This is a genomic window from Mesorhizobium sp. M7A.F.Ca.US.007.01.2.1, assembly GCF_003998165.1.
GTDB lineage: Bacteria > Pseudomonadota > Alphaproteobacteria > Rhizobiales > Rhizobiaceae > Mesorhizobium > Mesorhizobium ciceri.
In genome coordinates this window covers 1-14,659 of the sequence record NZ_RZQP01000026.1, presented here as the reverse complement: position 1 = coordinate 14,659, position 14,659 = coordinate 1, and the positions used below count along the sequence as shown (strand labels likewise).

15 protein-coding genes are annotated in these 14,659 nt (G+C 62.8%); 13 read left to right on the top strand and 2 right to left on the bottom strand.

Annotated features, from left to right (window positions below):
- The first annotated feature begins 106 nt into the window (after window positions 1-106).
- The 10 genes from nagZ to EN949_RS07450 all read left to right on the top strand — a co-directional run bounded on the left by nagZ (window position 107) and on the right by EN949_RS07450 (window position 9,596).
- Complete coding sequence (gene nagZ / locus EN949_RS07495; RefSeq protein WP_013531292.1) at window positions 107-1,126, top strand: beta-N-acetylhexosaminidase; 1,020 nt, start codon at window positions 107-109, stop codon at window positions 1,124-1,126.
- A 61-nt stretch (window positions 1,127-1,187) separates the two neighbouring features.
- Entirely contained in the window at window positions 1,188-1,988 is an 801-nt protein-coding gene (locus tag EN949_RS07490) for a ScpA family protein (protein ID WP_013531293.1), read from the top strand.
- Window positions 1,985-2,752: an SMC-Scp complex subunit ScpB gene (gene scpB / locus EN949_RS07485; protein WP_013531294.1), complete on the top strand. Its 768-nt coding sequence runs from the start codon at window positions 1,985-1,987 to the stop codon at window positions 2,750-2,752. The genes EN949_RS07490 and scpB overlap by 4 nt, the downstream gene beginning before the upstream one ends.
- 170 nt (window positions 2,753-2,922) lie before the next feature.
- A complete protein-coding gene (locus tag EN949_RS07480; protein ID WP_013531295.1) occupies window positions 2,923-3,144 on the top strand; it encodes a twin-arginine translocase TatA/TatE family subunit in 222 nt (73 codons plus the stop codon).
- A 30-nt stretch (window positions 3,145-3,174) separates the two neighbouring features.
- Window positions 3,175-3,975, top strand: coding sequence for a Sec-independent protein translocase protein TatB (gene tatB / locus EN949_RS07475; RefSeq protein ID WP_063168118.1), 801 nt, complete (start codon window positions 3,175-3,177; stop codon window positions 3,973-3,975).
- Window positions 3,972-4,838 (top strand): twin-arginine translocase subunit TatC, encoded by an 867-nt coding sequence (gene tatC / locus EN949_RS07470; RefSeq protein ID WP_127371663.1) that lies wholly within the window; start codon window positions 3,972-3,974, stop codon window positions 4,836-4,838. Before tatB ends, tatC begins: the two co-directional genes overlap by 4 nt.
- 345 nt (window positions 4,839-5,183) lie before the next feature.
- The gene (gene serS / locus EN949_RS07465; protein ID WP_127367245.1) at window positions 5,184-6,488 is read left to right on the top strand and encodes a serine--tRNA ligase; all 1,305 of its coding nucleotides are present in this window, start codon (window positions 5,184-5,186) and stop codon (window positions 6,486-6,488) included.
- Window positions 6,488-7,246 carry a 5'/3'-nucleotidase SurE gene (gene surE / locus EN949_RS07460; RefSeq protein ID WP_024503850.1) on the top strand — a complete coding sequence of 253 codons (759 nt, stop codon included), beginning with the start codon at window positions 6,488-6,490 and terminating at the stop codon, window positions 7,244-7,246. Before serS ends, surE begins: the two co-directional genes overlap by 1 nt.
- Window positions 7,243-7,902 carry a protein-L-isoaspartate(D-aspartate) O-methyltransferase gene (locus EN949_RS07455; RefSeq protein ID WP_027160428.1) on the top strand — a complete coding sequence of 220 codons (660 nt, stop codon included), beginning with the start codon at window positions 7,243-7,245 and terminating at the stop codon, window positions 7,900-7,902. Before surE ends, EN949_RS07455 begins: the two co-directional genes overlap by 4 nt.
- A gap of 191 nt (window positions 7,903-8,093) precedes the next feature.
- Window positions 8,094-9,596 carry a peptidoglycan DD-metalloendopeptidase family protein gene (locus tag EN949_RS07450; protein ID WP_127367304.1) on the top strand — a complete coding sequence of 501 codons (1,503 nt, stop codon included), beginning with the start codon at window positions 8,094-8,096 and terminating at the stop codon, window positions 9,594-9,596.
- 132 nt (window positions 9,597-9,728) lie between these two features.
- Here EN949_RS07450 and EN949_RS07445 read toward each other — a convergent pair whose 3' ends face one another.
- Window positions 9,729-10,619, bottom strand: a complete 891-nt coding sequence (locus EN949_RS07445) for an NAD-dependent epimerase/dehydratase family protein (RefSeq protein WP_127367305.1) — start codon at window positions 10,617-10,619, stop codon at window positions 9,729-9,731.
- A gap of 98 nt (window positions 10,620-10,717) precedes the next feature.
- On the opposite strand from EN949_RS07445, the gene EN949_RS07440 reads away from it, so the two are divergent.
- Window positions 10,718-11,554, top strand: coding sequence for a helix-turn-helix domain-containing protein (locus EN949_RS07440; protein WP_027160425.1), 837 nt, complete (start codon window positions 10,718-10,720; stop codon window positions 11,552-11,554).
- Between the two features lie 39 nt (window positions 11,555-11,593).
- Here the strand turns inward: EN949_RS07440 and EN949_RS07435 are convergent, their stop codons facing one another.
- Window positions 11,594-12,469 (bottom strand): ATP-binding protein, encoded by an 876-nt coding sequence (locus EN949_RS07435; protein WP_127367235.1) that lies wholly within the window; start codon window positions 12,467-12,469, stop codon window positions 11,594-11,596.
- Window positions 12,470-12,724: 255 nt separating this feature from the next.
- Between EN949_RS07435 and yajC the strand changes: the two genes are divergently transcribed.
- A complete protein-coding gene (gene yajC / locus EN949_RS07430; RefSeq protein ID WP_008876289.1) occupies window positions 12,725-13,063 on the top strand; it encodes a preprotein translocase subunit YajC in 339 nt (112 codons plus the stop codon).
- A gap of 51 nt (window positions 13,064-13,114) precedes the next feature.
- Window positions 13,115-14,659 (top strand): protein translocase subunit SecD (secD, locus tag EN949_RS07425; protein ID WP_127371662.1); only part of this gene is annotated, 1,545 nt, incomplete at its 3' end.

Genomic DNA, 14,659 nt, shown 5'->3' with positions numbered 1-14,659 from the left:
GCGCGGTCACCGCGCCGGCTTTTTTCATGGGGAAAGCATATCCGGCGTTGCCGTGGATGAATCCCTGGCGATTCCCTTTGATCGCACAAAGCCCTAAACTGCCGACATGACCGAATCAAAATCCATGATCCTCGGCTGCGCCGGGAAATCGCTCACCCGCGAAGAAATCAATTTCTATCGCAATGAATGCCCGTGGGCCTTCATCCTGTTTGCGCGCAACATCGGCGAGACCGAACAGATCCGCGATCTGGTCGCCGAGATGCGAGACTGCATAGGGCGTCCGGACGCGCTGGTGTTCATCGATCAGGAAGGCGGCCGTGTGCAGCGCTTGCGGCCGCCGCTGGCGCCGAATTATCCCGCCGGCGGCGCGCTGGGCGCGCTGTGGCGCGACGATCATGATGCCGGCGCCCGCGCGGCCTGGCTGATGGCGCGGCTGCATGCTTTCGATCTGTTACGCTACGGCATCACAGCCGATTGCCTGCCGGTGCTCGACGTGCCGATCGAAGGCGCCAGCGATGTCATCGGCGCGCGTGCCTACGGCAAGGACCCGCGACCCGTGATCGAGCTCGGCCGCGCAGCCGCGGAAGGGCTGATATCGGGCGGCGTGCTGCCGGTCATGAAGCATATTCCGGGCCATGGACGTGCCTTTGCCGACACGCATTTTGAACTGCCAGTGGTCAATGCCTCGCTCAGTGATCTGCAGCGGCATGATTTCGCCCCGTTCAAGGAGCTTAGCCATCTGCCGATGGCGATGACTGCGCATGTCGTCTACAGCGCGATCGACCCTAACAATCCGGCGACCACCTCCGGCAAGGTCATCGACGAGATCATCCGGCGCGAAATCGGCTTCGACGGACTGCTGATGAGCGACGACACATCGATGAAGGCACTTTCTGGGGATTTCCCGACAAAGGCGGCCTCGATCCTTGCGGCGGGCTGCGATCTGGTCCTTCACTGCAACGGCGTTTTCGAGGAGATGGCCGGCATCGCATCGCGCACCACTGGGCTTGAGGGCACGTCGCTGGAGCGCGCCAAGCGGGCGCTGACCTATATAAAGGACCGTGACACGGTCGAAGAAACCGAAATACGCGCCGAATTCGCCACCTACTTCGATGCGGTGGCATAGCAAGGGAAAGTGACAGGCAGTGGCGGAGACATTGGAAAGCAAGGCCGCGAAGGCCGCACCGATGGACCGTCTGTGGGCCGAAAATGACGATTCACGCGTCACCGGCGACCCGTCGCTGGTCGTCGACGTGGCCGGCTTCGAAGGTCCGCTCGATCTTCTGCTGCATCTTGCCCGCACCCAGAAAGTCGATCTGGCGCGCATTTCGATCCTGGCGCTGGTCGAGCAATATCTGACCTTTGTCGAGACGGCGAGGGCGCTCAGGCTGGAGCTTGCCGCCGACTATCTGGTGATGGCGGCATGGCTGGCCTTCCTCAAGTCCAAGCTCCTGATCCCCAAGCAGCCAGGCGACGAGGGCGAAAGCGGCGAGGAACTGGCGGCGGTGCTGCAGTTCCGACTGAAGCGGCTGGAAGCCATGCGCGACGCCTCGGCGCGTCTGGTCAACCGCAACCGGCTCGGCCGCGACGTGTTCGCGCGCGGCATGCCGGAAATGGTCATCATCGAAAAGCGCAACGCCTATTCTGCCTCGCTCTACGATCTCTTGACCGCCTATGCCCAGCAGCGCCAGAAGCAGGCGATCAACAATGTGACCATCGCCAGGCGCGGTGTCTGGTCGCTCAAGGACGCGCGCGACATCCTGACCCGCCTTGTGGGAGCCGTGAGCGACTGGACGACGATGGAGAGTTTTCTGATCGCGTACATGACCAGTCCCGAGGAGCGGCGCACGGCGATCGCGAGCTCGTTCGCTGCCACGCTGGAACTGGTGCGCGAAGGCAAGATGGATGTGCGGCAGGATCAGACGTTCGCGCCGATCTACCTGCGCGGCCGAACGCAGACAATCAAGGCAGTCGAGGTGGCATCATGAGCGAACGCGCCAACGCTTCGGTTGTCCCGTTCAAAGTCGGCGATGAACCCGAAGAGGGCCCGCTTTCCCAGGATCCGGCCGAGCAGCAGCTACAAAACCCGGCCGAGCGACTGCATCTGGCCGAGGCTGTGCGCATGGCCGAGGCGATCGTGTTCGCCAGCGCCGAACCCGTCAGCGAAAAGCAGCTTGCGGCACGCCTGCCGGACGGCATCAACATCGCCCTGGCCATGGCCGAACTGCAGCAGATCTATGCGCGACGCGGCGTCAATCTGGTGCGTGTCGGCGATGCCTGGGCGTTCCGCACCGCCGGCGACCTGGCTTTCCTGATGAGCAGGGATACCGTCCAGCAAAGGAAGCTCTCCCGCGCGGCCCTCGAAGTGCTGGCGATCATCGCCTATCACCAGCCGGTGACGCGTGCCGAGATCGAGGACATCCGCGGCGTCGAAACCTCGAAAGGCACGCTCGACACGCTGCTGGAAACGGAATGGGTGCGCATGCGCGGTCGGCGAAAGACACCCGGACGCCCGGTCACCTACGGCACCACGGAGACCTTCCTCGACCATTTCGCGCTGGAAGAGATCCGCGATCTTCCCGGCATGGAGGAACTGAAGGGGGCCGGCCTGCTTTCGGGCCGCATGCCGTCGAATTTCTCCATTCCGCAGCCGCCGGCCGATCCCGATGCATTGACCGACGACGAGGATGCGCTGACCGATATCGATCTCGAGGAACTCGGCCTGCTGACGCCGCGCGTCACGGAAGATTGACTGGCGTTGGCGGCCGATCTGTCGAGGATGCGCGGATTCGTAGCGGGGCCGCCACGTCGAAAATGCGTGACATCCGCCACCCTTTCATAAACTCTGTCGCAGTTGTGTTTGAATCCCAACGCGAAAACGCATAGATCATCGCCAGGGAAAACATTCGAGAGAGATTTGCTATGGGTTCATTTTCGATTTGGCACTGGATGATCGTGCTGGTGATCGTGCTTTTGGTGTTCGGCCGCGGCAAGATTCCCGAGCTGATGGGCGACATGGCCAAGGGCATCAAGAGCTTCAAGAAGGGCATGGCCGACGACGACGTTGCCGAAGACAAGCGCACCGTCGAACATCGTGCCGACGAGACCGTTGCGGCCGCGAAGGAAAAGGCCAGCAAGAGCTGAGCCCAAAGGTTCTAGTCGGAACAGAGTGTCATGTTTGAAGTCGGCTGGACCGAAATGCTGGTCATCGCGATCGTCATGATCGTGGTCGTCGGGCCCAAGGATTTGCCCAATATGCTGCGCACCTTCGGCCGCACGACGGCGAAGCTGCGCGCCATGGCATCCGATTTCCAGAAACAGTTCAACGAGGCGCTGAAGGAAGCCGAGCTCGACGACGTCAAGAAGTCCGTCGACGAGCTCAGGGGCATGAGCCCGATGGCCGAGATCAGGAAGCAGCTCAATCCGTTCGAACAGGCCGCGGCCGACGTTCGCTCCGGCGTCGACGCGGCGATGAAGCCGAAGCCGGCAGCCGATCCGGCAACGCCAGCCGCTTCGACCCCGCAGGCGGCCGAGCCGCTGAAGAACGGTGCAACGACCATGCCCGGCGTCAACGGACCGGAAGCAGCGCCGGCAGCGCCGATTTTCCCGGCGATGACCGACGAATCGGTGGTGACGTCATCGGTGCCGACGACACCCGTCGTGGCGCCGAAGGCGTCCACGGCGAAGAAGGCAGCCAAGCCTGCACCGTCAAGGGCGACGCCGGCTATAAAGGCTTCGGCAAATGGCGCTAAAGCTCCTGCAAAAACGGTCACCGCTAAGGCCACGCCTGCGCCCAAGGTGCCAGCGAAGCCGGTGACGGCGGCAATGCCTGAAACGCCCAGGGCCAAGACGCCCGCTGCGGCCAAGGTGATCGCGTCCAAGACCGTAGCGACCAAGACGGGGGCGAAAATCGAACCGAAACCTGCTGCGGCCAAGAAGCCGGCGGCCAAGAAGACGGCTGGAGCCGCCAAGTGAGCGTTTCGGACACCGAAAAGGACGAGATCGAGAAATCGTCGGCGCCGCTGATGGAGCATCTGATCGAGCTGCGCCGGCGGCTGATCTGGTCGCTGGGCGGTTTCTTCGTTGCCTTCCTGGTCTGTTTCTTCTTCGCCAAGAAGCTGTTCAACCTTCTGGTCGTCCCGTTCAAATGGGCGACGCAGTGGGCAGGCCTCGATCCGCACAAGGTCGAGCTGATCTACACGGCGCCGCAGGAATTCTTCTTCACGCAGGTCAAGCTCGCCATGTTCGGCGGCATGGTGATCGCCTTTCCGCTGATCGCCACGCAGATCTACAAATTCATCGCGCCCGGCCTCTTCAAGAACGAGCGCAACGCCTTCCTGCCGTTCCTGATCGCGTCGCCAATCCTGTTCCTGATGGGTGCGTCGCTGGTCTATTTCTTCTTCACGCCGATGGTGATGTGGTTCTTCCTCGCCATGCAGCAGGCCGGCACCGACGATCAGGTGCAGATTTCGCTGCTGCCAAAGGTGTCGGAATATCTCAGCCTGATCATGACGCTGATCTTCTCCTTCGGCCTGGTGTTCCAACTGCCGGTGGTGACCAGCCTGATGACACGCGTCGGCATGCTGTCGTCCAAGGGGCTGGCCGAGAAGCGCAAATGGGCGATCGTCATCGCCTTCGTCGTCGCGGCGGTGCTGACGCCGCCCGATCCGATGAGCCAGATCGGCCTCGCCATTCCGACCATCCTTCTGTACGAGGTCTCCATCTGGGCTGCCCGGCTGATCGAGCGCGATCAGGAAAAGCAGCGCGTGGCACGCGAGAAGCAGGACGCGGCGGAAGAGGTCGCCGAGAAGAAGCCGGCGGACGCGTCCTCCACCTGAACGGCGCCGCCGCGTCTGGCCAGCCTCGATAGGAATTTTTTCTTGACCTGGTGAGGGCAGCTATGCTATGATTCTCGGTATGGTGCCGACTTGCGCCAGCGACCCGCCGTAGAGGCGGGTTTTTCATTTCAGGCTCTCCTCCGCCCTCAGCCGAAAGCGCGTCAAAGCGTGATCGCATGCTTGCGTTCCCCATGCCCCATCTTGCATCGATCGAGGATGCGGTTTACGCCCTCTGGCTGAAACGCATCGCACTGAAAGCGATGCGTTTCACTTTTGTTTGAAGCATGTCGTTGTCCCAAACCGCTGCGCACTTTGGGCGACATGCTACCCCGGAGCGTTCAAACCATGCTTGACATCAAATGGATTCGCGACAACCCGAAGGCCCTTGTCGAGGCGCTGGTGAAGCGCTCGTGGTCGGCTGACGAGGCGCAGTCCACGGTCGGCGGGCTGATCGCCTCGGACGAGGCGCGGCGCGAACACGTTACCGAGCTACAGACCAAGCAGGAGCGCCGCAATGCCGCGTCGAAGGAGATCGGCAACGCCATGCGTTCGGGCGATGCCGCCCTGGCCGAGACGCTGAAAGCCGAAGTCGGCGAGATCAAGGTCTTCATCCAGAACGGCGAGGCGCGCGAACGCGAGCTCGACAAGGCGCTGAACGATGCGCTGGCGGTGCTGCCCAACGTACCGTTCGACGACGTGCCTGTCGGCAAGGACGAGCACGACAATGTCGTCAAGCACATCGTCGGCAAGGTACCGACGCGGCCGAACTGGGTGAAGGAGCACTTTGAGATCGGCGAAGCGCTCGGCATGATGGATTTCGAGCGCGCGGCAAAGCTGTCGGGCTCGCGCTTTACGGTGCTGAAAAGCGGACTGGCGCGGATGGAGCGCGCGCTCGGCCAGTTCATGCTGGACCTGCATACGACCGAACACGGCTACGAAGAAGTGATCCCGCCGTTGATGGTCAAGGATAATGTTTTGTTCGGCACCAACCAATTGCCGAAGTTCGAGGAAGATCTGTTCTTCACGCCGCACGGGGAGGGCAGGCTTGGCCTGATCCCCACCGCCGAAGTCCCGCTCACCAACCTGGTGCGGGAAGAGATCACCGCGCATGAAAAACTGCCGCTGCGCTACACCGCGCTGACGCCGTGCTTCCGTTCGGAAGCGGGTTCGGCCGGGCGCGACACGCGCGGCATGCTGCGCCAGCATCAGTTCTACAAGGTCGAGCTGGTGTCGATCACCGATCAGGAATCGTCACTTGCCGAGCATGAGCGGATGACGCAATGCGCCGAGGAAGTGCTGAAACGGCTCGGCCTGCCGTTCCGCACCATGACGCTGTGCACCGGCGACATGGGTTTTGGCGCACGCAAGACCTATGACATCGAGGTCTGGCTGCCCGGCCAGAACGCCTATCGCGAAATCTCGTCCTGCTCGGTGTGCGGCGATTTCCAGGCACGCCGCATGGACGCCCGCTACAAGGACAAGGACGGCAAGGGCAACCGCTTCGTCCACACGCTCAACGGCTCGGGCACAGCCGTCGGCCGCGCGCTCATCGCCGTCATCGAAAACTACCAGAACGAGGATGGCAGCGTAACCATTCCTGAAGTGCTGCGGCCTTACATGGGCGGTCTGGAAAAGATCGAAGCGAAATAATGCGTATCCTCCTGACCAATGACGACGGCATTCATGCCGAGGGCCTGGCGTCGCTCGAACGCGTCGCACGTACGCTGTCCGACGATGTCTGGGTGGTGGCGCCCGAGCAGGACCAGTCCGGCTATGCGCATTCGCTGTCGATCTCGGAGCCGCTGCGGCTGCGCAAGATTGGCGAGAAGCATTTTGCCGTGCGCGGCACGCCGACCGATTGCGTCATCATGGGCGTCAAGAAGATCCTGCCTGGCGCACCCGACCTGATCCTGTCCGGCATCAATTCGGGCGCCAACATCGCCGACGATGTCACCTATTCCGGCACCGTCGCCGGCGCCATGGAGGGCGCGCTGCTCGGCATTCGCTCGATCGCGCTCAGCCAGGGGTACAGCTATGTCGGCGAAGATCGCGTCGTGCCCTACGAGACGACGGAGGCGCTGGCGCCGGCGCTGCTGAAGAAACTTGTCGCGACGCCATTGCCGGACGGCGTGCTGCTCAACGTCAATTTTCCCAACTGCACGCCCGAGGAAGTCGCAGGCACGGTGGTCACCTCGCAGGGCAAGCTCGTGCACTCCCTGTGGGTCGACGAGCGCCGTGACGGGCGCGGCCTGCCTTACTACTGGCTGCGTTTCGGCCGCGAGCCGGTCGAAGGCAAGCAAGGCACCGACCTCTACGCCTTGCGCAACCGGCTGGTGTCGGTGACGCCGCTGCAGCTCGACCTTACCGCCCATGAAATCCGTGACCAACTGAGCAAGGCGCTCGCATGAACCAGGGCCTCCCGATCGACGACCGCGAAGGTTTTGCCGCCTTTCTGCTGCGTCTGCGCGGCCGGGGGACTGTGCCGAAGGCGCTGATCGCGGCCTTCGAGGCGACGCCGCGGCGCGGCTTCCTGGCGGCCCAGTTCCATCAGATCGCCTGGTCGGACCGCATGCTGCCGATCGAATGCGGCGAGGCGATCGAAGGCGCCGACATGCAGGCGGCGGTGATCGCCGCACTCACCATCGAGCAGGGCAACCGCGTGCTCGAGATCGGCACCGGCTCGGGCTACACCTCGGCGGTGATGTCGCGGCTGGCCGCTCGGGTCATCACCACCGATCGCTACAAGACGCTCGCCGAGCAGGCGCGGCAGCGCTTCGAGGCGCTCGGCATCGGCAATGTGATCGTGCGCCACGCCGATGGTTCCGGCGGGCTGCCGAATGAAGGGCCATTTGACCGCATCGTCGCCTGGGCTGCCTTCGACAGCCTGCCGCGTTTCCTGCTCGACCAGTTGTCGAGCGGCGGTATCGTCATCGCTCCGATCGGCCCCGAAGAGGGCGAACAGGTGCTGGCCAAGCTGACCAAGGTCGGCAGCCGCTTCGAGCGCGAAGACATCGGCCTCGTTCGCCTGCAGCCGATCCTGCGCGGTGTTGCCGCTATTATCTAGCGCGGATGTCGATGTTCGGCCGCGTCGTGCGCCCGTCTTCGACCCCGGCTGGCCTGACCCGAAATCTTCGCACGGCTCGCTCTCTAATATTTTAAGAAAAATTGCGTCGGATTCCATGAGGTTAACCGTCGAGTAACATTAACGCGCTTTAATCATGCCTAGTTTGTACCGGGTATGTGCGGGTTAGTGCGATGCAACTCAGTGTTTTGAAGACAAACGGTCGCAATCTGGCGCGAGGCTGCGCCATTCTGATGGTCGCGGGTGCTGCTGCGGGGTGCAGTTCCCAGGTTTCGCGGTTCAATGGCGTCGACGACGTCTTTACATCCTCGACCAACAATCAGCGCGCCATCATCAACAAGCAGGATGCCGTACAGCAGCCCTATCCGGGCGATGTCGCCGCCGCTCCGATCGATGGCAGCCATACACAATCGGTCAGCCGCTCCAGCCTCGAGCCGGTCTCGACGCGGCCGCTGCCGCCGCCCGTTGCCCAAGCGCAGCAGGCGCCGGCATCGAAGCCGGTGCGCACCGCATTGGCCCCGGCACCGCATGTCGACAGGACCACGACCGGCACCGTCGCTCCGGCGGCGTCGCCTTTCAAGGTTTCGCAACCTGACGAACCCCGCGTGGCTGCTTCCGGCACTCCGCATGCAACCGAGATCGTCGTCAGGGACGGCGAAACGATCGGCGGCCTGGCGCAGCGCTACAAGGTGCCGTCCGACGTGATCATGAAGGTCAACGGGCTGAGCGCGACCAAGGGGCTAAAGACCGGCCAGAAGCTGGTCATCCCGGCCTATGCCTATTCCAGCAAGAGCGAGGCGAAGGTCGCGGATGCCAAGCCGGCGAAAGACGGCAAGCACAACCTGCCGGCCACTGCGCCGGACAAGGTCGCCGTTCTGCCGCAGCAGCCGAAGCCTAAGGAAGGCAAGTCCGCCGCTCAGGTCGACGCGTCGGCCGCAGCAAACCAGCCCAAGGAGCCCAAGCCGCAGGTTGCCAAGACGACCGGCGCTGCTGGGACCTACACGGTCCAGTCGGGCGACACGATGTCTTCGATTGCCAGGAAGACCGGCGTCGGCGTCGTTGCCCTAAAGCAGGCCAACGGGATGAAGGACGGACTGCTCAAGATCGGCCAGACCCTGAAGGTGCCGGCCGGCGGAACCGCGACCGTCGCCGCTGCCAAGCCGGCCAAGGTCGATCCGGTGACGACGGCCACCACGCAGCCCGCGGCAAAGACCACGCCGTCTGAAACGCTGGCGTCCTACACGCCGCCGAAAAAGGATTCGAAGGTCATCCAGCAGGCCGAGGCCGACGATGCCGTCGCGCCTGATGCCACCGGCATCGGCAAGATGCGCTGGCCGGTGCGCGGCCGCGTGATTTCCGGTTTCGGCTCGGGCAAGGACGGCGTCGATATCGCCGTGCCGACGGGCACACCGGTCAAGGCGGCCGAGAACGGTGTCGTCATCTATGCCGGCGACGGCCTCAAGGAATTCGGCAACACGGTGCTGGTGCGCCACGAGAACGGCCTGGTCACCGTCTACGGCCATGCCAGCTCGATCGAGGTGCAGCGCGGCCAGAAGGTCAAGCGCGGCCAGGAGATCGCGCTGTCGGGCATGAGCGGCACGACGGACTCGCCGAAGCTGCACTTCGAAGTGCGCAAGAATTCGGCGCCAGTCGATCCCTCCGGTTATCTCGAATAGTCGGGGCTGTTTCGAATAGAAGAAAAAAAGCAATTTGCGGGCCGTCTGACCTCCAGTCCGGCCCGCCGGCTCAGCCCGTTCCGAAAGGAGCGGGCTTTTTCAGTTCCGGTGCGACGCGCCAGTCTTCAAGCTTCAAAGATGGTCGCGCAGAGTGTCGGCGATCATGACGCCAAGGCTGCTGGCCTTGACGCCGAGAAGCGTCTCCGCGTCGGAGGAATCGACCAGCAAGGGTTTGTCGAAGAGATAGCTCATCTCGATAAGCTCATGCATGCCCAATGCTTCCACTTCGGAGATGGAATAGGAGCGTGTTTCTGGAATTTCACGGTGAAGCATTGCCGCGGTCGCCCGGATGAGTTCCCGGGATGGGGCGTGTTGCGATGGAACATGGAACGCCCGTCCCCATTCGCCCGTGTAGCGCGAGGCAGCGACCAGTGTCCTGGCCACGTCCTTCGTGAAGGACCAGGCGTGAGTTGCGTCGAGGTCGCCAATGAAAGCCGTCGGTTTCCCCTCGAGTATGGAGGGCAGCGCGACCAGTGAGAAAGAGCTGATCGCGCCATGTCCAAGATAATCGCTGGACCGCACTTCGACGGCCGGCACGTCCGCACGGACCGCCCGCTGCCACATGATCGTCCGGGCGGTTCCTTTCTTCGAAGTCGGATCCAGAGACAGGTCGGAGTGAAGCGGGCTTTCGGCATCTTTGCCATAGCCATAGAGATTTCCGAGCACCACAAGCTTCGCGCCGACCGCTTCGGCAGCCCGCACGGTGCCGTCGATGATTGGGAAGAAGTCGGTCGGCCAGCGGTGATAGGCGGCCATGGCGCACATGAAGATCGCGTCGGCGTTTCGGCTGATACGCGCCAGTTCCGCGGCATTGGTGGCGTCGGACTGCACGGTCCGGACGTTTTGCAGCGCGTTCGAACCGACACTCCGGCTCGTCAAGACAACATCATGGCCTTCTTCGCCCAGAAGCCGCGCGGTCTCGCGACCGACCGGGCCTGCTCCCACAACAACATAGAAACTCATGGCATAACCTCTCATCCAAGTTTTATGGAGAGGCGTAGGTACATAGCCACGGCATTGAAAATCGCGCGGGAATTGCCAAGTCTTGAACAGGTTTTGCCATGAATCGAGAAAGCATGCTCTCGCAAGTCGCCCCGGCCCGATCCCCGTCCGACGTAACATTGGCCTCCCGGCATGTCGAAGCCGGGGTCCATCGTCTGCTCCGGGCGCCACACCATCGCATCATGGTGCATGCAAGTGCCGCGACGCGCTCCTACTGCCATGAGGTTGGACGATATTTCGTCAGGCGCGCCGGCCATATCGACCTGGTGCCCGCCGGTCAGGAGGGTGGGTTCGAGGCTGAGACCCCGTTCGACACGATCGAGATCGCCTTACAACCGGCCTTGATGGAAAGGGTGGCAGCCGAACTTGGCGGCAAGGCGCGCGCATTGCCGCTCGGCACACGTCACCTGCTTCGTGACCAGCGCATCGAACACCTCGCGCGAGCACTGGAGAGCGATCTCAATGCGAGTTCGCCGAGTGGGTCGTTGTTTGTCGACAGCATCGGCGCCGCGCTCGCTGTGAGGCTGCTTGGCCTCGATGAACCTGATATCGATCGCGCGAGCCGATTGTCGGATACTCAGCTCAAGCGCGTGCTGGAGCATATCGAGGTTGCGCTGCACGAACCCCTGTCGATCCATCGACTGAGCCGGGTTGCCGGCGCCAGCAGTTCGCACTTGCGGACATGGTTCAAGGCGGCGACGGGCTTCACCCTGCACCGCTACGTGCTACGGCGTCGCGTCGAACGCGCACGCGTCCTGCTGCAGCAAGGCGATCTCAGCACAAGCGAAGTGGCGGAATTGACGGGCTTCGCACACCAGTCACATCTGGCGCATTGGATGCGGCGTGAGATCGGCCAAACGCCGCGTGATTTGCGGCGGTCGCAGCCGCCCAAATGATCTTGTCATCGGATGGCGTTGGCGACGCTATCCAACGCATCAGTCCTTCAGCGGTTTGCCGAGCCGGCCAGCCAAATCCTGGGTGAACTGCCAGGCGACGCGGCCCGAGCGGCTGCCGCGGGTGGTCGCCCATTCCAGTGCTTCGGCGCGCAGCGTGTCGGGATCGATTGTCAGCCCATGGTGCCGGACATAGCCGTCGATCATGTCGAGATACTCTTCCTGCGAACATTTGTGGAAGCCGAGCCACAGCCCGAACCGGTCGGACAGCGACACTTTTTCCTCGACTGCCTCCGACGGGTTGATCGCGGTCGAGCGTTCATTGTCGATCATGTCGCGGGGCAACAGATGCCGGCGGTTCGAGGTGGCGTAGAAGATGACATTGGCTGGACGGCCCTCGACGCCGCCTTCGAGCGCTGCCTTGAGCGATTTGTAGGAGGTGTCGTCATGGTCGAAGGAGAGGTCGTCGCAAAACAGGATGAAGCGGAAGGGCGCCGCCTTCAGCAGACCCATCAGCTTCGGCAGCGTGTCGATGTCCTCGCGGTGGATCTCGATCAGCTTCAACGGCAGGTCGGACCTGGCCTTGGCGTTGATTTCCGCATGCACGGCCTTGACCAGCGACGATTTGCCCATGCCGCGCGCGCCCCACAACAACACATTGTTGGCCGGGTAGCCGGCAGCGAAGCGCTCGGTGTTGTCGACAAGGATGTCGCGGACACGGTCGACGCCACGGATCAGTCCGATGTCGACGCGGTTAACCCTGTGCACCGGTTCCAGATAGCCCGGATCGGCCTGCCAAACGAAGCAATCGGCCTCGCGGAGGTCGGTTTGAGGCACCGGCGGCGGAGCGAGGCGGCTCACTGCTTCGATCAGCCGGTCGAGTTTCTGGTTCAGGGCCTCAATGCTGCTGTCGGTCATGTCTGTCTTTTGTTTTCGCGTTTTTGATGTCTTGGGGCGTGAAGCTGCCCGATTCCGCCTGATACAAAACCGGTTGCAACCTTTTGTTCGAGCGTGATCTTTTCGCGATCATGCTCTAACACGGCTCAACAGGCCGGAAAAGCAGCCGATTTGGCCGGCCGCGCAGTTGCATTGACAACTTTACCGACTATATTCCGGCCAAATTTCAAGGGGCCGCCAGATTGGCGGCTGTTTTCAAAATTCAGGAGTACCTCGATGTTCGTGACACCGGCATACGCCCAAGGCGTCGGCGCTTCTCCCGACATGTTCATCAGCATTTTGCCGTTTGTCCTGATTTTCGTGATCATGTATTTTCTGATCATCCGGCCGCAGCGCACGCAGCTGAAGAAGCGCGGCGAGATGCTGGCCGCGGTCCGTCGCGGCGACACGGTCGTTACCGGCGGCGGCTTCGTCGGCAAGGTGACCAAGGTGATCGACGACAACGAGCTCGAGATCGACCTTGGCGGCGGCACCAAGGTGACCGCGCTGCGTTCGACGATCGCCGATGTGCGCGTCAAGGGCGAGCCGGTGGCCAACCAGAACGCCAAGAAATAATCCAATTTTAGGCGGAGCGATCCGCGGACACGCTCTGACGGACGACGCCATATGCTGTATTTCTCGCGCTTCAAGATGATCCTGATCTGGGTGGCCGTGGCCATCACGGTGATCCTCGCCGCGCCCAACCTGTTCTCCGCCAGCACGCTGGCGCAGCTGCCCAACTGGGTGCCGAAGCGGCAGATGACGCTCGGCCTCGACCTGCAGGGTGGTTCGCACATCTTGCTGGAAATGAACCAGAACGATCTGATCAAGGACCGGCTGGAGACGACACGCGACGAAATCCGCACGCTGTTGCGCGACGCCAAGATTGGCTATACCGGCCTTGCCGGCACCGGGCGGACCCTGCAGGTTCGCATTACCGATCCCGCCCAGATCGATGCCGCCAAGACGGCGCTGAAGACGCTGACCGATCCGGTCGCCGCCGGCCTGTTCACCGGCGGTTCCGTGCAGGAAATGACGCTCGACGATTCCGAGCCCGGCCTGCTCAAGTTCAACGTCACCGATGCCGGCATCAAATACCGCACGTCGACCGCGCTGACGCAGTCGATCGAGGTGGTCGAACGCCGCGTCAACGAACTCGGCACGACCGAACCCATCGTGCAGCGGCAGGGCGACGACCGTATCCTTGTCCAGGTGCCGGGTCTTCAGGACCCGCAAAGGCTGAAGGAAATCCTCGGCCAGACCGCCAAGCTGACCTTCCAGATGGTCGACCAGTCGATGCCGGTGCAGGACGCGCTCAATGGCCGTCCGCCCGCCGGTTCGTCGGTCCTGTATTCGCAGGACGATCCGCCCGTCCCCTATCTGATCGAGAACCGCGTCATCGTTTCGGGGGAAAACCTCGTCGATGCGCAGGCGACCTACAATTCGCAGAACAACGAGCCGGTGGTGTCGTTCCGCTTCGATTCGAAAGGGGCGGCGCGCTTCGGCCAGGCCACGGCGCAAAATGTCGGCAAGCTGTTCGCCATCATCCTCGACAACCAGGTGATTTCGGCGCCGCAGATCCGCGAGCCGATCCTCGGCGGCACCGGCCAGATCTCCGGCAATTTCACCGCCCAGAGCGCCAACGATCTCGCCGTGCTGCTGCGCGCCGGCGCGCTGCCGGCGACGCTAACCGTCATCGAGGAGCGTACCGTTGGTCCGGGCCTTGGCCAGGATTCGATCCATGCCGGCAAGGTTGCTGGCATCATCGGTTCTATCCTCGTCGTTGCCTTCATGTTCGTCGCCTACGGCTTCCTCGGCTTCCTCGCCAACATCGCGCTGGCGGTGCACGTGGCGATGATCGTCGGCGTGCTCTCGCTGCTTGGCGCGACGCTGACCTTGCCTGGCATCGCCGGTATCGTGCTGACCATCGGCATGGCGGTCGATTCCAACGTGCTGATCTACGAACGCATCCGCGAGGAGCGGCGCGCCGGCCGCTCGGTCATCCAGGCGATCGATACCGGTTTCACCAAGGCGCTGGCGACCATCGTCGATTCCAACATCACCTCGCTGATCGCCACCGTGGTCCTGTTCTATCTCGGTACCGGTCCGGTGAAGGGCTTTGCCATCACCTATGCCATCGGCATCCTGACGACCGTCTTCACCGCCTTCACC